This window comes from Streptomyces sp. NPDC048182, from assembly GCF_043202555.1.
In the GTDB taxonomy this organism is placed as follows: domain Bacteria; phylum Actinomycetota; class Actinomycetes; order Streptomycetales; family Streptomycetaceae; genus Streptomyces.
Window position 1 is genome coordinate 262,278 of record NZ_JBIDAQ010000004.1, and the last position, 22,456, is coordinate 284,733.

The 22,456-nt window shown below is 76.7% G+C and carries 2 protein-coding genes; both read left to right on the plus strand.

Annotated features, from left to right (window positions below; genetic code table 11):
- The first annotated feature begins 184 nt into the window (after window positions 1-184).
- Window positions 185-14,665, plus strand: coding sequence for an amino acid adenylation domain-containing protein (locus ACGFZL_RS09990; protein ID WP_393690385.1), 14,481 nt, complete (start codon window positions 185-187; stop codon window positions 14,663-14,665).
- The gene (locus ACGFZL_RS09995; protein WP_393690386.1) at window positions 14,662-22,251 is read left to right on the plus strand and encodes an amino acid adenylation domain-containing protein; all 7,590 of its coding nucleotides are present in this window, start codon (window positions 14,662-14,664) and stop codon (window positions 22,249-22,251) included. Before ACGFZL_RS09990 ends, ACGFZL_RS09995 begins: the two co-directional genes overlap by 4 nt.
- Window positions 22,252-22,456 lie beyond the last annotated feature (205 nt).

Here is a 22,456-nt window from a genome sequence, read left to right on the forward strand (position 1 = left end):
GAGCCGGTGACGATCATGCGGTGACCGCTTTTGTTCGATTGTCATCTTCGGTTGATCGGTTCATGACCAGTTCGTGATCGCGTCTGCTCGGAACTCCCCGACAGGGCGCCGCTGACGCGCCCAGTGCCCTCTCCGCCGTCTCCCCATTGGCGCCTCGAAAATCCTCAACGAAGGTGTTGTCGGCATGCCCGAAAATCGCTCCTTTCCGTCAGATGAGCCGCTCTCGGAACTGTTCGAACTGACCACGGCGCAGCAGGGCGTGTGGTACGGCCAATTGGTCGATCCGGGCAGCCAGAAATACAACATCGGAGAGTGCCTGGAGATTCGCGGCGAGCTGGACGAGAACTTATTCGCCGCCGTTCTGAACCGCGTGGTGCATCTCTGCGACAGCCTCAACACCTCGTTCGTGGTCGAGGACGGCTCCGTCCGCCAGCGCGTGACCCGTCCGGTGACCGAGCGCGACCGGCTGCACCGGGTCGACCTCACCGGCGCCGACGATCCGCTCGCGGCGGCGGAGCGGTACCTGGCCGACGACATGGCCACCGTCGACCGCCTCGAAGCGCCGACCCACCACTTCGCGCTGCTGCGGCTCGGGCCCCGGCTGCACCACTGGTACATCCGCTACCACCACATCGCGGTGGACGGCCTCGGCGGCGCCGTCGTCGCCCGTGCGGTGGCCGACCTCTACACGCGCGCGGCGCGCGGTGAGGACCTCGCGGCGGCCGAGCCGTCCACCGGCTCCCTGCGCGCCCTCGTGGCCGACGAGGCCTCCTACCGCGCCGACGGCGGGCTCGACGCGGACCGCGCCTACTGGACCGGCCGGTTCGCCGACCGCGCCATCGGCGACGGCGACGCGGGCGGCATCCCCCTCCTCCCCAGGCGCAGCGACCGGCGCACCGACCGGCGCACCGACCGCCCCGCCCAGGACGCCTCCCCGGCCCCCGCCGCCCTGCACACCGGCGAGACCCTGCCGCTCCCCGTGCTCGACGGCCTCCGGCGGCTCGCCGCCGGCAACCGCACCACCTGGAGCGCCGTCCTCGTCGCGGCGGTCGCCGCCTACGCCGCCCGGGCCACCGGACGTCGCGAGGTCTGCGTGGGCCTCGCCTCCCACGGCCGGCACGGCGCGCTGCGGCACGTGGTCGGCATGACCTCCACCGTGCTGCCCCTTCGGCTGGCCCTCGCCCCGGACCTGACCGTCGGGGACCTCGTACGGAGCGTCGCCGCCGAGATGCGCGGCGCCCTGCGCCACCGCCGCTTCTCCCGTGAGCAGCTCGCCCGCGAACTCAACCTGGCCGACGGCGCGTCCCGCCTGACCGACCTCGTCGTCAACGTCATGGGCTACGACTACGACCTGGACTTCGCGGGCAGCCCCGCCGCCTCCCGGCTGCTGTCCATCGGCCCCGTCGACGACGTCTCCCTGTTCGTCTCCGAACGGGCCGAGGGCACCGGCCCGCTGATCGGCTTCGACACCAACCCGGCGCTGTACCACCCCGACGACGTCCGGCTGCACCAGCAGGCCGTGATCGGCTTCCTCACCGCGCTGGCCGGCGCCGAGGCCGGCACCCTCGTGCGCGACCTCCCGTTCCTCGACGAGCGGGCCGCCGCGGCACTCCTCGGCCAAGGGCGCGGCACCGCGCTGCCGGCCGGAGCCACCGCGACGAACCTGCCGGAGGCGTTCGCCCAGCGCGTCCTGGCCCATCCCGACGCGCCCGCCGTGGTGGACGGCCCGGCCACGCTCTCCTACGGGGAACTGGAGCGGACGGCCGCGGACCTGACCGGCGCGCTGACCGGCTGGGGCCTCGCCGCCGAGGACGGCGTCGGCGTGCTCGTGGGCCGCTCGGCCGCCGTCGTGACGGCCTCGCTCGCCGCGGTGGGCGCCGGCACCGCGTACGTGCCGATGGACGCGGCCTGGCCGGCGGAGCGCCTCGACCGCGTCGCGTCGGTCGCCCGGGTCCGGGCGCTGGTCGTCGACGAGGAGGCGGCCGGCCGGGACTGGGTGAAGGCGGCCACCACCAGCCTTCCGGTGCTCGTGGTCGACGCCCGCGGCACCGTCCTGCGCGGCGGCCCGGAGCGTCCGGGACCGCCGGCCGGCCCGATCCGCGCGGACCGGCTCGCGTACGTCATGTTCACCTCCGGCTCCACCGGCCTGCCCAAGGGCGTCGGCGTCAGCCACGCCGACGTCCTCGCGCTGGCCGCCGACTCCGCCTGGACCGGCGGCGCCTGCGACGCGGTGCTGATGCACTCGGCGTACGTCTTCGACGCCTCCACCTTCGAGATCTGGACCCCGCTCCTCCAGGGCGGCCGGGTGGTCGTCGCCCCCGCCGGCCTGCTGGACGCGCGGCGGCTCCGGGAGGCGGTCGCCCGCGACGGCGTGACGGCCCTCTTCCTGACCACCGCGCTGTGCAACGTCATCGCCGAGGCGGACCCGGCGGCGTTCGCCGGACTGCGCGTGGTCACCGCGGGCGGCGAGGCCGCCGCCCCCGAGCTGATGCGGCGGATGGCCGAGGCGGCGCCCGGGACCGAGGTCCTGAACGTGTACGGGCCCACCGAGACCACCACCTTCGCCTCCCGCCACCCGGTACGGGCCGACGCGTACGGCGTTCCGCCCATCGGCCGCCCCCTGGACGGCACCCGCCTGTACGTGCTGGACGCGTCCCTGCGGCTCGTACCGCCCGGCGTGACGGGCGAGTTGTACGTGAGCGGCGCCGGCGTCGCCCGCGGCTACCTGGAGCGCCCCGGCCTCACCGCGACCCGCTTCGTCCCCGACCCGTACACCGCGGACGGCACCCGGATGTACCGCACCGGCGACCTGGCGCGCTGGACGGCGCACGGGGACGTCGAGTACGTGGGGCGCGGCGACGCGCAGGTCAAGCTGCGCGGCTTCCGCATCGAACCGGCCGAGATCGAGAACGCCCTGCTCGCCCGCACCGACGTCAGCGGCGCGCGCGTGCTGGTGCGCGAGGACGCGCCGGGCGACCGCCGGCTCGTCGGCTACGTCGTGCCGGCCCCCGGGGCGGACCTGAGCGGCCCCGAACTCGCCCACGGCCTCTCCCGCGTCCTGCCCTCCTACATGGTGCCCGCGGCCTTCGTGCTCCTCGACGCGTTGCCGCTGAACGCCAACGGCAAGGTGGACCGGCGCGCCCTGCCCGCGCCGCAGGTCACCACCGCCGAGGGGGCCGCCCCGCGCACCCCGCACGAGGAGGTCCTCGCCGGCCTGTTCGCCGACGTCCTCGGCGTGCCGGCGGTCGGCGTCGACGACAACTTCTTCTCCCTGGGCGGCCATTCGCTGCTCGCCACCCGCCTCGTCGCCCGCACCCGGGCCGCGACCGGCGTGGAGCTGGAACTGCGGGATCTCTTCGAGCACCCCACGGTCGCCGCCCTCGCCGCCACCCTGGACACCGCCGGGGCGGCCAGACCGGCCGTCGCCCCGGGACCCAGGCCCGACCCGCTCCCGCTCTCCTTCGCGCAGCGCCGGCTCTGGTTCCTCAACCGCGTCGAGGACTCCGGGGACACCTACAACGTGCCGCTCGTCCTCACCCTGGACGGGCCGCTGGACCCGGCGGCCCTGCGCGGCGCGCTCGCCGACGTGGTCACCCGGCACGAGAGCCTGCGGACCGTCCTCGCCGAGCGGGACGGCGTGCCCCACCAGGCCGTCCTCGACGCGCAGGCCGCGGTCGAGCTGGTCCCCCTCGCCGTCGACGCGCCCCCGGCGGGCGAACCGGCCGACGACTGGGCCGAGGCCGCCGTGCGGCGGCTCACCTCGGAGCCCTTCGACCTCACCACCGACCTCCCGGTCCGGGCCCGCCTGCTCGCCACCGGACCCGACCGGCACGTCCTGGTGCTCGTCCTCCACCACGTCGGCGCCGACGGCTGGTCGCTGGCCCCGCTCTGCCGGGACCTGGGCGCCGCCTACCGTGCCCGGACGACGGGCGGGGCACCCGACTGGCCCGAACTGCGGGCCCAGTACGCCGACTACACCCTGTGGCAGCGCGGGCTGCTCGGCGACGACGCCGATCCGGAGAGCCTGGCCGCGCGGCAGCTCGGCTTCTGGCGCGACGCCCTGCGCGGCGCCCCCGACCTGCTGGAACTGCCCGTGGACCGGCCCCGCCCCGCAGTGCCCACCCACCGGGGCGACGCGGTGCCGTTCGCGCTGCCCGCGGACGCCTACGCGCGGCTCACCGGGCTCGCCCGGGAGGCCGGCTGCACGCCGTTCATGGTCCTCCAGGCGGCCCTCGCGGTGACGCTCCGCGCGCACGGCGCGGGCACCGACGTGCCCCTGGGCACCGCGCTGGCCGGCCGCACCGACGAGGCCCTGGACGAGCTGGTCGGCTTCTTCGTCAACACCGTCGTACTGCGCACCGACCTCTCGGGCGACCCGACCTTCCGCGAACTGCTGCGCCGGGTGGCCGCCTTCGACCTCGCCGCCTTCGGCCACGCCGATCTGCCGTTCGAGCGTCTGGTGGAGGAGCTGAACCCGGACCGCTCCAGCGGCCACCACCCGCTCTTCCAGACCATGCTGGTGCTCCAGAACCAGCGGCGGGCGGAGCTGGACCTGCCGGGCGTCACGGTGCGGGACCGGTCCCGGCACACCGGGATCAGCAAGTTCGACCTGACGTTCTCGCTGGCCGAGGTGACGGAGGCCGCGGAAACCCCGGGAACCCCCCAGGCCACCCACGGCCCCCGGGACACCGAGACCGTCCGCCTCGGCGGCCACCTCGAATACGCCACCGACCTCTTCGACCGCGCCACCGCCCACGCCCTCGCCGACCGCTTCGCCCGCGTCCTCACCCTCGCCGTGGCCGACCCCGACCGCGCCGTCGGGGACCTCGACCCGCTCGCGCCGCAGGAACGCGCGGCGCTCCTGGAGCGGGGGCGCGGGGAGCGCCGCCCCCTGCCGTCCCGTACCGCGCCCGAGGCCGTGGGGGAGTGGGCCGCCCGCACCCCGGACGCGCCCGCCGTGCGCGACGCGCACACCCGCCTGACCTACGCCGAACTGCACACCAGGGCCGACACCCTCGCCCGCGTCCTGCGCGAGCACGGCGCCGGGCGCGGCACGCTGGTGGCGCTCGCCGTGCCGGCGTCGGTGGACACCGTGGTCGCGATGCTGGCCGTACTGCGTGCCGGGGCCGCCTACGTGCCCGTCGACCCCGAGTACCCGCACGCCCGCATCCGGCAGATGCTGGACGACGCGCGTCCCGTACTGCTGCTCACCGGCGCCGGCGTGCCCGCCGACCTGCCGGCGGACGGCATACCCAGGCTCGCCCTCGACGACCCGGCCCTGCGCCCCGCCGACCCCGCCGCGCCCCTCCCGGCCGCCCCGCTGCCGGACGACGCCGCCTACGTCATCTACACCTCCGGTTCGACCGGCCGCCCCAAGGGCGTGGTCGTCCCGCACGTGGCGCTCGCGAACCACATGGCCTGGATGGCCCGCCACCTGGAACTGACCCCGGACGACCGGGTCCTCGCCCGCACCTCCACCAGTTTCGACGCCTCCGTGTGGGAGCTGTGGCTGCCGCTCACCCAGGGCGCCGAGGTCTGCGTTGCGCCGCCCGGCGCCAACCGGGAGCCGCGCGAACTCCTGGCCTGGATGCGCCGGTTCGACGTCACGATCGCCCAGTTCGTGCCGTCCCACCTCGCCCTGGTCCTCACCGAGGAGCCCGTCGGCGACCCCGCGGAGGAGACGGCCACCGCACCGCCGGCCGGCCTGCGCGCCGTCCTGTGCGGCGGCGAGCCCCTCCCGCGCGCCCTCGCCGACACCGTCGCCGCCCGCTGGCACGCCGAGGCGCACAACCTGTACGGGCCGACCGAGGCGACCATCGACGCCACCGCCCACCGGGTGGCGGACGCGCACACCACCCCCGGCACGCCCGCCGAGACCGTGCCCATCGGCCGCCCCGTCGACACGATGCGCGCCTACGTCCTCGACGAGCGGCTGCGCCCCGTGCCGCCGGGCGTCACCGGAGAGCTGTACCTGTCGGGACCCAACCTCGCCCTCGGCTACCTCGACCGCCCCGGGCTCACCGCCACCCGCTTCGTCGCCGACCCGTTCGACGCCCCCGGCGCCCGCATGTACCGCACCGGCGACCTGGTGCGCTGGAACACCGGCGGACTCCTCGAGTACGTCGCCCGCGCCGACGACCAGGTCAAGCTGCGCGGCTTCCGCGTTGAACCCGGCGAGGTGGCCGCGACCCTGCTCACCCTGCCCGGCGTCACGTCCGCCGGCGCCGTGGTCCGCGAGGACGCCCCGGGCCGGCCCCGGCTCGTCGCGTACGCCGTCACCACCGCCGAGGCGCCGGGCGCCACCGCCCTGCGGGACGCGCTCGCCGAGATCCTGCCGCACCACCTGGTGCCCGAGGCCGTCGTCGTGCTCGACGCGCTGCCGCTGCTGCCCAACGGCAAGGTCGACCGCGCCGCCCTGCCCGCGCCCGACGACGCCCCGGCGCCGGTCGGCCCGAGCCCGCGCACCCTGCGGGAGGACCTGGTCGCGGGGATCTTCGCGGACGTCCTGGAGCGTCCGGCCGTCGGACCGCACGACAGCTTCTTCGACCTGGGCGGGCACTCGCTGCTCGCGATGCGCGTCGTCAGCCGGGTCCGCAGCGTGCTCGGCGCCGACCTCGCGGTGCGCACCCTCTTCGAGCACCCGACGGCCGCCGCCCTCGCCCGCGCCCTGGACCCGGCGGCACCGGACCGCCCGGCGGTGGTCCCCGCCCGGCGCCCCGACCCGCTGCCCCTGTCCTTCGCGCAGAGCCGGCTGTGGTTCCTCAACCGGCTCGACGGACCCGGCTCCCACTACAACGTGCCCCTGGTCCTGGAACTGCGCGGCACCCTGGACGCGGAGGCCCTGCGCGCCGCCCTGCTCGACGTCGTGGAGCGCCACGAGTCCCTGCGCACGGTCTTCCCCGAGCGGGACGGCGTGCCCCACCAGGTCGTGCTGCCCGCCGCCGGCGCCGCGCCCCGGCCGCCGGTCGAGAGCACCGCCCCGGCCGACCTGGAGGCGGCCGTCCTCGACGCCGTGCGCGAGCCGTTCGACGTGCTCACCGACCCGCCGCTGCGCGCCCGGCTGCTGCGCGCCGCCCCGGAGCACCACGTCCTGGTCCTGGTCCTGCACCACATCGCCGGCGACGGCTGGTCCCTGGGCCCGCTCACCCGCGACCTGGGCGACGCCTACCGGGCCCGGCTGGCCGGCACCGGCACCGACACACCGGATGCGCCGACCACCACCGCCGCACCGGATGCGCCGACCACCACCGCCGCCCCGCCGCTCCAGTACGCCGACTACACCCTCTGGCAGCACGACCTGCTGCGCGAGGACGGCGAGGTGCTGCGCCGCCAGCTCGACCACTGGCGCACCGCGCTGGCCGGCCTGCCCGAGCTGATCGAGCTGCCGGTGGACCGGCCCCGCCCGCCCGTCACCGACCCGCGCGGCGCCGTGGTCGCCTTCGACGTGCCGCCGGCCCTGCACACCGCGCTCCTGGACCTGGCCCGCGCCTCGGGCAGCACCCTCTTCATGGTGCTCCAGGCGGCCGTGGCCGCCCTGCTGCACCGGCACGGAGCGGGCGAGGACGTCCCGCTCGGCTCGCCGGTGGCCGGCCGCACGGACGAGGCCCTGGAGGACCTGGTCGGCTTCTTCGTCAACACCCTGGTGCTGCGCACCGACCTGTCCGGCGACCCGTCCTTCCGTGAACTCCTCCAGCGGGTAAGGGAGTTCGACCTCGCCGCGTACGCGCACCAGGACGTGCCGTTCGAGCGGCTCGTGGAGAGCCTCAACCCCGGCCGCGCCCGCGACCACCACCCGCTCTTCCAGACCATGCTGGTCCTGCAGAACCAGCGGGCCGTCCGCCCCGACCTGCCCGGCCTCGCCGTCGAGCACCGCCTCGTGCACAACGGCCTGAGCAAGTTCGACCTCACCTTCTCCTTCGGCGAGGACGGGCCCGAGGAAGGGGACGGGGCCGGCCTGTCCGCCGGCATCGAGTACGCCACCGCGCTCTTCGACCGCGCCACCGTCGAGGCGCTCGCCGACCGGCTGGTCCGGCTGCTCGAAGCCGTGGCCGCCGCCCCGGACCTGCGCCTGTCCGGACACGACCTGCTCACCCCGGACGAGCACCTCCGCGTCACCCGCTGGGGCACCGGCCGTGCGCTGCCCGCCGACACCGGCACCCTGCCCGAGCTGTTCGCCCGCCAGGCCCACCGCACCCCCCACGCGGTGGCCGTCGCCGACGGCGCCACCACCCTCTCCTACGGCGACCTCGACCGGATCTCCGCCGACCTGGCCGGAGTCCTCGCCGGCCTCGGCGCGGGCCCCGAGGACCGTGTCGGCGTGCTCCTGGGCCGGTCGCCCGCCGTGGTCGCCGTCTCCCTCGGCACCGTCCGCGCGGCTGCCGCCTACGTGCCGCTGGACGCGCGCTGGCCCGGCGAGCGGCTCGACCAGGTCGCCGAGGTGGCACGCCCGCGCCTCCTGGTCGTCGACGAGGACGCCGCCGCCTCGCCGTGGGTCACCGCACGCGCGGCGGCCGGCCTGCCGGTCGTCGTCGTGGACCGGTTCGGGCGGGTCCTTCGCGGCGCCCCGGACCGGCCGGCCGGCCCGGCGGCCGTGCCCTCCCCGGACGCCCTCGCCTACGTCATGTTCACCTCCGGCTCCACCGGCCTGCCCAAGGGCGTCGGCGTCGCCCACGCCGACGTCGCCGCCCTCGCGCACGACGCGGCCTGGGCGGACGGCGCCGTGGACGCGGTCCTGATGCACTCCGCGTACGTCTTCGACGCCTCCACCTTCGAGATCTGGGCCCCGCTCCTGCGGGGCGGCCGGGTCGTCGTGGCGCCGGAGGGGCTCCTGGAGGCCCGCTCCCTGGACGTCGCCGTGCACGAGCACGGGGTGACGGCGGTCTTCCTGACCACCGCCCTGTTCAACGTGATCGCCGAGACCGACCCGGGCGTCTTCGCCGGCCTGCGCGTGGTCTGCGCGGGCGGCGAACTGGCCTCCCCCGACGCCATGCAGCGGGTCGCCGCCACCGCCCCCGACACCCAGGTCCTGCACGTCTACGGGCCCACCGAGACCACCACCTTCGCCACCCGGTACCCCGTCGCCGCCGACCTCCCGCCGGGCCCGCCGCCCATCGGCCGCCCGCTGGACGGCATGCGGCTGTACGTCCTCGACCGGGCCCTCAACCCGGTCCCGCCGGGCGTCGTGGGCGAGCTGTACCTGGCGGGGCGCGGGGTGGCCCGCGGCTACACGGGCCGTCCCGGACCGACCGCCACCCGCTTCGTCCCCGACCCCTTCGCCGCCGACGGCGCCCGCATGTACCGCACCGGCGACCTGGTGCGCTGGACGCCCGACGGGCACATCGCCTACGTCACCCGCGCCGACGGCCAGGTCAAGCTGCGCGGCTACCGCGTCGAACTCGGCGAGATCGAGGGCGTGCTGGCCGGTCACCCGCAGGTGGCCGACGCCTTCGTGCTGGTCCGCGAGGACGTGCCCGGCGACCGCCGGCTCGTCGCCTACGTCGTCCCCGTCGCCGGTGAGGCCCCCGACCCCGGCGCGCTGGCCCGCGAGGTCGGCCGGGTCCTGCCCGGCTACATGGTGCCGGCCGCGATCGTCCCGCTGGCGTCCCTGCCGCTGAACCCCAACGGCAAGGTGGACCGCGCCGCCCTGCCGGTGCCCGAGCACGACGCGCCCGCCCGGGGCCGCGCGCCGCGCACCGTCCGCGAGGAGGTCGTCTGCGGGATCGTCGCCGACCTGCTCGGCCTGCGTTCCGTCGGCGCCGACGACGACTTCTTCGCCCTCGGCGGCCACTCCCTGCTCGCCACCCGCCTCGCCGCCCGGCTGCGCGCGGTGCTGGACGTGGAGATCCAGGTCAGGACCGTCTTCGAGCACCCGACGCCGGCCGAGCTGGCCGCCGTCCTGGACGGCGGGGACGCGGCCAGGGCCCGCCTGGAGCGGGCCGTCCACCGCCCCGACCCGATGCCGCTGTCGTACGCGCAGCAGCGCCTGTGGTTCCTGCACCGCTTCGAGGGCCTCAGCGCCACCTACAACGTGCCGCTGGTCCTGCGCCTGGACGGCCCGCTGGACACCGACGCGCTGACCCGCGCCCTCACCGACGTGGTCGGGCGCCACGAGAGCCTGCGCACCGTCTTCCCCGACATCGGGGGCGTGCCGAGCCAGCTGGTGCTCGACGCGGCGGGCGCCGACCTCGACCTGACGCCCCGCGACGTCGACCCGGACCTGCTGGACGCGGTGCTGAGCGCCGAGACCGCGTACGCCTTCGACGTCGCCGCCGAACGCCCGGTGCGGGCACGGATGCTGCGCCTTGGCGCCGACTCCCATGTCCTGGTGCTGCTCGTCCACCACATAGCCGGGGACGGCTGGTCCCTCGCGCCGCTCGCCCGCGACCTGGGCACCGCCTACCGCGCCCGCGCGGCGGGCGAGGAGCCGGCCTGGGGTGAACTGGCCGTCCAGTACGCCGACTACACGCTGTGGCAGCGCGAGCTGCTCGGCGACGAGGAGGACCCGGCCGGTGCGGCGGGCCGGCAGCTCGCCTTCTGGCGGGACGCCCTCGCGGACCTGCCCGACCTGCTCGACCTGCCCCTCGACCGGCCCCGTCCGCCCGTCGCCACCCACCGCGGCGACGCGTTCGCCTTCCCGGTGGACGCCGCCACGCACCAGGCCCTCGACGCCGTCGCCCGCTCCCACGGGTGCAGCCTCTTCATGGTGCTCCAGGCCGCCCTCGCGGTGCTGCTCCGCGCGCACGGCGCCGGCGACGACATCCCGCTCGGCACGCCCGTCGCCGGACGCACCGACGAGGCCCTGGACGACCTGGTCGGCTTCTTCGTCAACACCCTGGTCCTGCGCACCGACCTGTCCGGTGACCCGACCTTCGCGCAGGTCCTCGACCGGGTGAAGGAGTTCGACCTCGCGGCCTACGCCCACCAGGACGTGCCCTTCGAGCGGCTGGTGGACGCGCTGGACCCGGAGCGCGCCCAGAACCGGCACCCGCTGTTCCAGACCATGCTGACGCTCCAGAACCAGGCCGGCGCCGAGGTGGAGCTGCCGGGCCTCGCGGTGGCGGCGCAGCCCGTCCGCACCGGCATCAGCAAGTTCGACCTCACCTTCACCTTCACCGAGCGCCGGGACGACCAGGGCCGCCCCGCCGGGCTCGACGGGCACCTGGAGTTCGCCACCGACCTCTTCGCCCACCCCACCGCGCACGCCCTCGCCGCCCGCCTGGTCCGGCTCCTCGGCTCGCTCGCCGCAGCCCCGGGACAGCACGTCCACGCGGTGGACGTCCTGGCGCCGGACGAGCGGGCCGCGCTGGTCCGCGCCGGCCACGGGCCGGCCCGGCGGGTGGAGGCGCAGACCGTGCCCGAGGCGTTCCGCGCCCAGCGCGACCGCACGCCCGAGGCGGTCGCCGTGCGCGACGGCGTCCGGAACCTGACCTTCGCCGAACTCGACGCCCGCTCGGACGGCCTGGTGCGGCTGCTGCGCGGTCGCGGCGTCCGCCGCGGGGACGTGGTGGCGCTCGCCCTGCCCGGCACGGCCCACCAGGTGGTGGCGATGCTGGCGGTCGCCAAGGCCGGCGCCGCGTGGCTGCCGGTCGACCCGGAGTACCCCGCCGCCCGGCTCGGCTTCGTGATCGACGACGCCCGCCCGGTCCTCCTGGTGACCTCGGCGGAGACCCTGAAGCGGCTGCCGGACCTGCCGGTGCCCGTGCTCGCGGTCGACGGTGCGCACGACGCCGCGGAGCCCGGGCCGGCGGACGTCCGGACGGAGGCCCCCGGGCCGCTGGACGCCGCCTACGTCATCCACACCTCCGGCTCGACCGGGCGTCCCAAGGGCGTTATCGTCACCCACGCCGCGCTCACCAACCACATGGCCTGGATGGCGGACCACCTCTCCCTCACCGACGCCGACCGGGTGCTGGCCCGCACCTCGCCCAGCTTCGACGCCTCGGTGTGGGAGACCTGGCTGCCGCTGCTGCACGGCGGCGCCACCTGCCCGGTGCCGCCGGCCCTCAACCACGACCCGGCCGGCCTGCTGGCCCGGATGCGCGAGGAAGGGGTGACCGTCGCCCAGTTCGTGCCCTCGCTGCTCGCCCTGGTCCTCGGCGAGACCGAGCACGAGGAGCCGCCCGGGGCCCTGCGGGCCGTGCTGTGCGGCGGCGAGCCGCTGACCGCCGCCCTGGCCGAGCGCGCCGCCCGGGCCTGGGGCGCCGAGGCGCACAACCTGTACGGGCCGACCGAGGCCACCATCGACGCCACCGCCCACCGCCACCGGACCGCCACCGCCGACGGCACGCCCGACACCGGCACCGTGCCGCTGGGCCGCCCCGTCGACAACACCCGCGCGCACGTCCTGGACACCGGGCTCAACCCGGTCCCGCCGGGCGTCGTCGGCGAGCTGTACCTGGCCGGCGAGGGCCTGGCCCGCGGCTACCTCGGCCGCCCGGGGCTGACCGCCGCACGCTTCGTCGCCGACCCGTTCGGGCCCGCGGGGACGCGGATGTACCGCACCGGCGACCTGGTCCGCCGCGACGCCGACGGGCTCCTCACCTACGTCACCCGCGCCGACGACCAGGTCAAGCTGCACGGCCTGCGCATCGAGCCCGGCGAGATCGAGGCGGCCCTCACCGCGCTCGACGACGTCGGCGCCGCCAGTGTGCTGGTCCGCGAGGACCGGCCCGGCGAGCAGCGCCTGGTCGCCTACGTCGTCCCCGCGACCGACGGCGCCGGACTTGCGGACGACGCCGACCTGCGGTCCCGGCTGGCGTCCGCGCTGCCGCCGTACATGGTCCCCGCCGTCTTCGTGCGCCTCGACGCGCTGCCGCTGCTGCCCAACGGCAAGACGGACCGGCGCGCCCTGCCGGCCCCCGCCCGCCCCGAGGCCGATCCCGGACGCCGGGGCGGCGGGGAGCCGCGCACCGAGCGGGAGCGGGTCCTGTGCGAGGTGTTCGCGGCGGTACTGCGGGTGCCCGACGTCCGCGCCGACGACGACTTCTTCGCCCTCGGCGGCGACAGCATCCTCTCCATCCAACTGGTCAGCCGGGCCCGCGAGGCCCGCCTCGGCATCACGCCCCGGGACGTCTTCCTGCACCGCACGCCCGAGGCCGTCGCGGCGGTCGCCGGGGAACTGGACGAGCGGGTCGAGGCCCCGGCCGACGACGGTGTGGGCACCATGCCGGCCACGCCCATCGCGGCCTGGTTCCTGGAGCGGCCGGGTCCCACCGACGGCTACAACCAGTCCGCGGTGCTGCGCACCCCCGCCGGCGCCGACGAGGAGCGCCTGGCCGCCGCGCTGCAACTCCTCGTCGACCACCACGACATGCTGCGCGTCCGCGTCACCCGGACCGCCGGCGGCGACGCCGCCCTGGAGACCCTGCCGCGGGGGACCGTACGCGCCGCCCGCCGCCTCACCCGGGTCGACGTAGCCGGGCTGAGCGCCGAGGAGGTGCGCGAGGCCCTGGCCGAGGCGGGGGAGCGGGCCCGAGGCCGGCTGCGGCCCGCGCAGGGCGAGGTGTTCGAGGCGGTGTGGTGCGACGCCGGGCCTACGGCGCGCGGACGGCTGCTGCTCGTCGTGCACCACCTGGCGGTCGACGCCGTGTCCTGGCGGGTGCTCGGCGAGGACCTGGTCACCGCCTGGCGAGCCGTGTCCGACGGCGCCGCCGACCCGGGCCTGCCGCCCGTCGCCACCTCCTACCGCGCCTGGGCCCGCCTCCTCGCCACCCAGGCCCGCGAGGGCGCGCGGGCGGGCGAGCTGCGGCTGTGGGAGACGGCGGCACGGGCCTGCGACCCGCCGCTCGGCACCCGGCCGCTCGACCCCGCCGAGGACACCGCGGCCCGCACCCGCACCCTCACCACCCGCCCGGCGGCCTCCCGCACCCAGGCCCTGCTCACCACCGCCCCCGCCGCCTTCCACGCCGGCGTGGACGACGTCCTGCTCACGGCGCTCGCCCTCGCCGTCCGCTCCTGGCGCACCCGGCGCCCGGGCGACCGGCCGGGCCCCGAGGACACCGGTGTGCTGATCGACCTGGAGAGCCACGGCCGCGAGCAGATCGCCGACCACCTCGACCTGTCCCGCACGGTCGGCTGGTTCACCAGCCTCTATCCGGTCCTCCTCGACCCCGGCCCGCTCGACCCGCGCGATCCGGGGCGCTTCGACGCCGGCCTGGTGGACCGGGCCGTCAAACGCGTCAAGGAGCAGCTGCGGGCCGTCCCCGACCACGGCATCGGCCACGGCGTGCTGCGCCTCGACCCCGCGACGCGGGCCCGGCTCGACGGGGCGACCGCGCCGCAGATCGGCTTCAACTACCTGGGCCGGTACGCGGCCGGGGACCCGGCGCCCGGCGCGGGCGCCGACTGGGAGGTGCTGCTCGACGGCGGCGGCCCGGCCGCCCAGGACCCGGACATGCCGGTCCACCACGTCCTGGACATCAACGCCCACACCGAGGACCGGCCCGAGGGGCCGCGCCTGGTGACGCGCTGGACGTGGGCGCCGGGCCTGCTCGACGAGGCGGACGTGACGGCGCTGGCCGACGCCTTCGACCGGGCCCTCGTCGCCGTCGCCGAACACGCCGAGCAGCCCGACGCGGGCGGCTGGACACCGTCCGACCTTCCCCTGGTCGCGCTCGACCAGACCCAGCTCGACCGACTGCAGACCAAGTGGGGTGGCCGCAAGTGACCGGGTTCCAGCTAGAGGACGTCCTGCCGCTGACGCCGTTGCAGGCGGGCATGCTCTTCCACGCGCTGTACGACTCCGACGCCGTGGACGTCTACACCGCGCAGTTCGTCTTCACACTCGAGGGCGAGGTCGACGTGGCCGCGCTGCGCGCCGCCGTCGGCACCCTGCTGCGCCGCCACGCCAACCTGCGGGTCGGCTTCCTGCACGAGGACCTGGACCAGCCGGTGCAGGCCGTGGCCGCCGAGGTGCCGGTGCCGTTGGAGGAGCACGACCTCACGCGGGCGGACGCGGGGGAGGGCACCCCCGAGGAGCGGGTGCACGCCTTCCTCGCCGCCGACCGCACCCGCCGCTTCGACCTCGACACCCCGCCCCTGATGCGGTTCTCCCTGCTGCGCACCGGGCCCGCCCGGCACCGCCTGGTGATGACGAGCCACCACATCCTGCTCGACGGCTGGTCGATGCCGCTCCTGGTGCGCGAGCTGTTCGAGCTGTACGCGCACCGGGGCGACGACGCCACGCTGCCCCGCGTCACCCCATACCGCGCCTACCTCGCCTGGCTGGCCGGCCAGGACCGCCAGGGCGCCCTGGACACCTGGCGCACCGCCCTGGCCGGCGTCGAGGCGCCGACGCTGCTCGCCGGGCGCGGCGCGGCGGAGGCGGCCCGCGCGGGCGAGCTGCCCGAGACGCTGGTCCTCGAACTCGACGCGGCGACCAGCGAGCGGCTGCGCACCACCGCCCGCGCCCACCGGCTGACCCTCAACACCCTCGTCCAGGGCGCCTGGGGCCTGCTGCTCGCGCGGCTCACCGGCCGCGACGACGTCCTCTTCGGCACCACCGTGTCCGGGCGCCCGCCCGAGCTGCCCGGCGTGGAGTCGATGATCGGCCTGTTCATCAACACCGTGCCGGTCCGGCTGACCCTGCGCCCCGGCGAGAGCCTCGCCGAGCTGCTCACCCGGCTCCAGGACGAGCAGGGCCGGCTCCTCGGCAGCCAGTTCACGGGGCTGACCGAGATACGCGAGACCACCGGCCTGGACACCCTCTTCGACACCCTGGCCGTCTTCGAGAACTACCCGCTGGACGACGAGTCCCTGCGCACCGCCCAACAGGGGCTGCCCGGGTTGAGGGTCACCGGTGTCGAGGGCACGGACGCCGCGCACTACCCGCTCACCCTCACCATCGCCCCCGGCAGCACCCTGCGGATCACCTTCGGCTTCCGCCCCACCGCCCTGGACCGCGACGAGATCGCCCGCGCGGTCGCCCGGCTGCGCAACCTGCTGACCACGTTCGCCGACGGCCTCGACCGCCGGGCCGACGCCGTGTCCGTCCTGCTCGACGGGGAGCGCGAGACGCTGCTCGCCAAGGGCGAGGGCGCCGCGCTCCCGGCCGCCGTGGCCACCGCGAGCGTCCCGGACGCCGTCGCCCGGCACGCCGCCGCCCACCCGGACGCGGTGGCGGTCACGGGTGCGGGGGAACGGCTGACGTACGGGGAGCTGTGCGCCCTCGCCGACACGCTGGCCGGCACCCTGACCGGGCTCGGCGCCGCCCCCGAGGAGGGCGTCGGCATCCTGCTGGGCCGCTCCGCCGCCCAGGTCACCGCCTCGCTCGGCGTCCTGCGGGCCGGCGCCGCCTACGTGCCCCTCGACCCGCGCTGGCCGGCGGAGCGGCTCTCCCGGGTGGCCGGGGTCGCCGCCCCGCGCCTGCTGGTCGTCGACGCCGGCACCGCCGGCCACCCGTGGGTGCGCGGGCTCGACGCCTCGGTGCGGGTGGTGACCGTGGACGCCGCCGGCCGCGTGATCGCCGGCGCGTCCGCCGCCCCGGGCCCGCTGCCCGCCCGTACCGGCGGCGCCCGGCTCGCGTACGTCATGTTCACCTCGGGCTCCACCGGCCTGCCCAAGGCGGTCGGCGTCACCCACGCCGACATCGCCGCCCTCGCGGCCGAGCGGACCTGGGACGGGGGGACCGTCGACGCGGTGCTGATGCACTCGGCCTACGTCTTCGACGCCTCCACCTTCGAGATCTGGGTGCCGCTGCTGCGCGGCGGCCGGGTCGTGGTGGCTTCCGACGGCGTGCTCCAGCCCGCCGGGCTGCGCGAGGCCGTCGCCCGCGACGGCGTGACCGCCGCGTTCCTCACCACCGCCCTGTTCAACGTGTTCGCCGAGACCGACCCCGGCGCCCTCGGCCTGCTCCGCCTCGCCGCCGCCGGCGGGGAGGCCGCCGCCCCGGGCGTCCTCCAGCGGCTCGCCGCCGACCACCCCGGCACCCGCGTCCACAACGTCTACGGCCCCACCGAGGCGACCACCTTCGCCCTCCTGCACCACGTCGCCCCCGCCGACACCCCCGGCGGCGCGCCGCCCATCGGAAGGCCGCTGGACGGGACGCGCGCCCTCGTCCTGGACGCCTCGCTGCGGCCCGTGCCGGACGGCGCCGAGGGCGAGCTGTACCTGGCCGGCCCGGGCGTGGCCCGCGGCTACCTCGGGCAACCCGGCCTCACGGCCTGCCGGTTCGTCGCCGACCCGACCGGCCCGGCCGGCGCGCGCATGTACCGCACCGGTGACCTCGTGCGCCGCGTCCCGGAGGGGCAGCTCGTCTACGCGGGCCGCGCCGACCAGCAGATCAAGCTGCGCGGCCACCGCATCGAGCCCGGCGAGATCGAGGCCGCGCTCCTCGCCCACCCGTCGGTGCGGGCCGCCTGCGTCGTCGTGCGCGAGGACCTGCCCGGCGACCGCGCCCTGACCGCGTACGTCGTCCCGGCCCCCGGCCGCGCCCCCGACCCGGCCGCCCTCGCCGCCCACCTGGGCACCCGGCTGCCCGCCTACCTGGTGCCCTCGGTCGTACAGCCCCTCGACGCGCTGCCGCTGACGCCCAACGGCAAGCTGGACCGGGCCGCCCTGCCCGCGCCCGCCGCCTCGGCCACCACCGGCCGGGCCCCGCGCGGCGCCCGCGAGGAGATCCTCGCCGGGCTCTTCGCCGACGTGCTCGGCGTGGAGCGGGTCACCGCCGACGACAACTTCTTCGCCCTCGGCGGCCACTCGCTCCTCGCCACCCTCCTGGTGGGCCGGATCCGCACCGCCCTGGACGCCGAGGCCAAGATCCGCACCCTCTTCGAGCACCCCACCGTCGCCTCGCTCGCCGCAGCCCTGGAGGACGCCGGCCGCCCGGACCGCCCCGCCCTGGCCGCACGGCCGCTGCCCGAGGCGCTTCCCCTGTCGTACGCCCAGCGGCGGCTGTGGTTCCTGCACCGCCTCGACGGCCCATCCGCCACCTACAACATCCCCTTCGCCGTACGCCTGGACGGCCGCCTCGACGTGGACGCCCTGCGCCGCGCCCTGCACGACGTCGTCGCCCGCCACGCCTCCCTGCGCACCGTCTTCCCGGCACCCGAGGGCGGCGCGCCGGTGCAGCGCGTCCTCGCCGCCGGGGACGTACGGCTGCCGCTCGTCCCCGAACCCGTGGACGCGGACAAGTGCGCGGACCGGGTCGGCGCGGCGGTGGCCGAGCCCATCGACGTGGAGCACGAACTCCCGCTGCGGGCCACCCTGTTGCGGCTGGCGGACGACTCCCACGTCCTGGTCCTCGTCATCCACCACATCGCCGCCGACGGCTCCTCCCTCGCCCCCCTCGTCCGCGACCTGGGCACCGCCTACCGCGACCGGCTCGGGGGAGCGGCCCCGGCGTGGACCCCGCCACCCGTCACCTACGCCGACTACACGCTCTGGCAGCGCGATCTCCTCGGCGACGAGGCGGACCCCGACAGCCCGGTCTCCCGGCAACTCGCCTTCTGGCGGGGCGCCCTGGCCGGACTGCCCGAACTGGTGGAGCTGCCCTGGGACCGCCCGCGTCCCCCCGCGCCCCGGCACGAGGGCGCCACCCACCACTTCGCCGTGGACGACGCCACGGCCCGGGGGATCGCCGCACTCGCCCGTACGAGCGGATGCAGCGTCTTCATGGTGCTCCAGGCCGCCCTGGCCCTCCTGCTCTCCCGGCACGGCGCCGGCGAGGACGTCCCGCTCGGCACGGCGGTGGCCGGACGCACCGACGAGGCGGCCACCGACCTGGTCGGCTTCTTCGTCAACACCCTCGTGCTGCGCACCGACCTGAGCGGCGACCCGACCTTCGGCGAACTCCTGCACCGGGTCAAGGAGTACGACCTGGCCGCCTACGCGCACCAGGACGTCCCCTTCGAGCGGCTCGTGGAACTGCTCAACCCGGCCCGCGCCCCGCACCATCCGCTGTTCCAGACGATGCTGGTGCTCCAGAACCACGCCTCCGCCGCCCCCGTCGGTCTCCCCGGCATCGACGTCCACCCGCTGCCGGTCGACCTCGGCGTCAGCAAGTTCGACCTGTCCTTCACCTTCGTGGAGACCGGCGACGAGGGTACGTCCGGCGGCCTGCGGGCCTCCGTCGACTACGCCACCGAGTTGTTCGACGCCGGCACGGTGCGCGGCCTCGCCGACCGGCTGCTGCGACTGCTGCGCGCGGTCACCGAGGACCCGACGCTGCCCCTGCACGCCTACGACGCGCTCGGCGACGCCGAACACGCCCGGCTCGCGGAGTGGGGCACCGGCCCGGTGCGCGACGTGCCGCCGGAGACCTTCCCCGGCCTCTTCGCGCACCGGGTGCGGCAGGCCCCCGACGCCCCGGCGATCCGCGACGCGCACACCACCCTGACCTACCGCGAGCTGGACACCCGCGCCGAGGCCCTCGCCCGGCGGCTCGCCGCGCGGGGCGTCGGCCCGGAGGACCGCGTCGCCGTGGCCCTGCCGCGCGACCACGGCCTGGTGGTGGCGCTCCTCGCCGTCCTCAAGGCCGGTGCCGCCTATCTCCCGCTCGACACGGACTACCCGGCCGCCCGCCTCGCGTACATGCTCCAGGACGCGGCCCCCCGCCTGCTGCTCACCACCGCCGATCTGCACGGCGGCCTGCCGCCCACGGACGTCCCGCACCTCGACCCGGCGGACGACGCGCCCCCTTCCGCGGACACCCCCGCGCCCCTCCGGGACCCGGACCCGGCGCACCCGGCGTACGTCATCTACACCTCGGGCTCCACCGGCCGCCCCAAGGGCGTGGTCGTCACCCACCGCGGCGTCGGCGCGATGGCCGCCACCCAGCGGGAGCGGCTGCGCCTCACGCCGGACAGCCGGGTGCTGCACCTGGCGTCGGTCAGCTTCGACGCCGCCTTCTGGGAGCTGTGCATGGGCCTGCTTTCCGGGGCCTGTCTGGAGATCGACGCCCGCGAGGCCCTGCTGCCCGGCCCCGCCCTCGCCGAGCGTGTCCGCGACCACGGCGTCACCCACCTCACGCTCCCGCCGGCCGCGCTCGCGGTGCTGCCGCCGGACTCCCTGCCCGCCGGGACCACGATCGTCCTGGCCGGCGAAGCCTGCCCGCCCGCCCTCGCCCGCGCCTGGTCGCGTGGGCGGCACCTCGTCAACGCGTACGGCCCCACCGAGACCACCGTCTGCGCCACCATGAGCGGCTTCCAGCACGCGGACGGCCCGCTCGCCCCGGACCGCACGGTGTCGATCGGCGTGCCCGTGGACGGCACCCGGGTCCGCGTCCTCGACGGCTGCCTCGCCCCGGTGCCGCCCGGTGTGGTCGGCGACCTGTACGTGTCCGGCGAGGGCCTCGCCCGGGGCTACCACGACCGGCCCGGGCTCACCGCGACCCGGTTCGTGGCCGACCCCTTCGACCGGGCGGGCGGGCGCATGTACCGCACCGGCGACCTGGCCCGGTGGAACCACGACGGGCAGCTCGAGTACGTCGGCCGGGTGGACGACCAGGTCAAGCTGCGCGGCTTCCGCGTAGAGCTGGGCGAGGTCGAGGCGGCGCTCACCGCGCTGCCAGGCGTCGCCGCGGCCTGCGCCGTCGTCCGCGAGGACCGGCCCGGCGACCGCCGCCTGGTCGCGTACACCGTGCCCGCCGAGGGAGCCGCGGGCCCGGACGGCACGGAGGTGCGGGCCCGTCTCGCCGCCCTCCTGCCGGACCACATGGTGCCCTCCGCGCACGTGCGGCTCGCCGCCCTGCCCGTCACGCCCAACGGCAAGACCGACCGCCGGGCCCTGCCCGCGCCGGAGGACCCCCGGGCCGGCGGGCGCGGGCCGCGCACGGCCCGGGAGCGGGTGCTGTGCGAGGTGTTCGCCGAGACGCTCGGGGTGCCCGAGGTGGGCGCCACGGACGACTTCTTCGCGCTGGGCGGGCACTCCCTGCTCGCGGTGACGCTGGCCCAGCGGATCGAGGAGCGGTGCGGCCGGCGCCCCTCGCTGCGGGCCCTGTTCGCCGCCCCGACCGTCGAGGGCGTCGACCGCCTGCTGGGCGGCGCGGCGGGCGCCGGCGGCGGGGCGGTGGACTGGGCGGCCGAGGTGCGGCTCGCGGAGGACATCACCGGCGCGCGGCGGACGCGGGCGACGGTGCCGCCGTCCCGCACGGCGGCCGGCGCCCCCTCCCGCCCCGCGCCGAGGCCCTTCCTGACCGGAGCCTCCGGCTTCCTCGGCGCGTTCCTGCTGCGCGACCTGATCGAGACGACCGGCGGCCCGGTCGACTGCCTGGTCCGCGCCGGGGACGAGACGGAGGGCGCCCACCGCCTGCGCGAGAACCTGCGGCGCTACGGCCTGTGGCACGACCGGTACCAGGACCTGATCCACCCCGTGCCCGGCGACCTCGCCGCCCCGGGGCTCGGCCTGGCGCCGGAGGTGCGGGCCGCGCTGGTGCGCCGGCTCGGCCCGGTGCTGCACAATGGGGCGCGGGTCAACTTCGCGGCCGGCTACGCCGACCTGCGCGCCGCCAACGTCGCCGGCACCGAGGAGCTGCTGCGGCTGCTGGCCGACTCGGACTCGCCGGGCCTGCACCACGTGTCGACCACCGGCGTCCACGCCCCGGCGGACGGCCCGGTGACGATCACCGAGACGACACCGGCCGGGCCGCCCGACGCGCTGCCCGACGGCTACGCGCAGAGCAAGTGGGTGGCGGAGGGCCTGGTCGGCCTCGCGCGCGAGCGGGGCCTGCCGGTCACCGTCTACCGGCCGGGCCGCATCAGCGGCGACACCGGCACCGGTGCCTGCCAGGACCGCGACCTGCTGTGGCAGCTCATCAAGGGCTGCCTGCAGACCGGTGCGGTGCCCGACCTGCCGCCCGGGTCGACCGGGTGGGTGCCCGTGGACTACGTCAGCGCGGCGGTGGTGGCGCTCGCGTCCGCTGAGCGCGACGGCACGGAGACGTTCCAGCTGACCCATCCGGACCCGCCCGGCCTGGACCGGGTCCTCGCCGCCGCCGAGTCCCTGGGGTATCCGCTGCGCCGGGTCCCCGCCGAGCGCTGGCGGTCCCTCGTCGTGGCCCAGCACGACAACGCCGCCCAGCTGTTCCTGGGCGAGGACGGCCACCAGGGCGAGGAGGCGCGGGGAGCGACGGACGGGCGCCGCTTCGACTCGCGCCGCACGGCCGAGGCAGTGGCGGCGCTGGGCGTGCGTCCCGCGGCGCTGACCGAGGACGTCCTCGTGCGCTACCTCGCCTGGTTCCGGGACACCGGCTTCCTGCCCGCTCCGCGCGGTGACGCCACCGACCCGTTGAGTGAGGCCGCCGCTTCCGCAGGGTGACGGGGCACGGCCGCCGGGTGACCGGTCCTGTGAGGGCGCGCACAGGGCCCACGTCACATAGGGCCGGGGTTAGTAGACGTCCGGCGGCCGACGCGCGCCCCGGCGCCCGGGCGGCGCCGGCCGTCGCGCGACGTGCCTGCTAAGGGGCGTAGTAGGTCACACACTTGTCGCGGCGGCCAGGCGTTCCGCAGGGTGTTGGACGTAC

Excerpts from the sequence above, each read along its gene's own strand:
- ACGFZL_RS09990 (WP_393690385.1), top strand. The coding sequence starts at position 185 with ATGCCCGAAAATCGCTCCTTTCCGTCAGATGAGCCGCTCTCGGAACTG.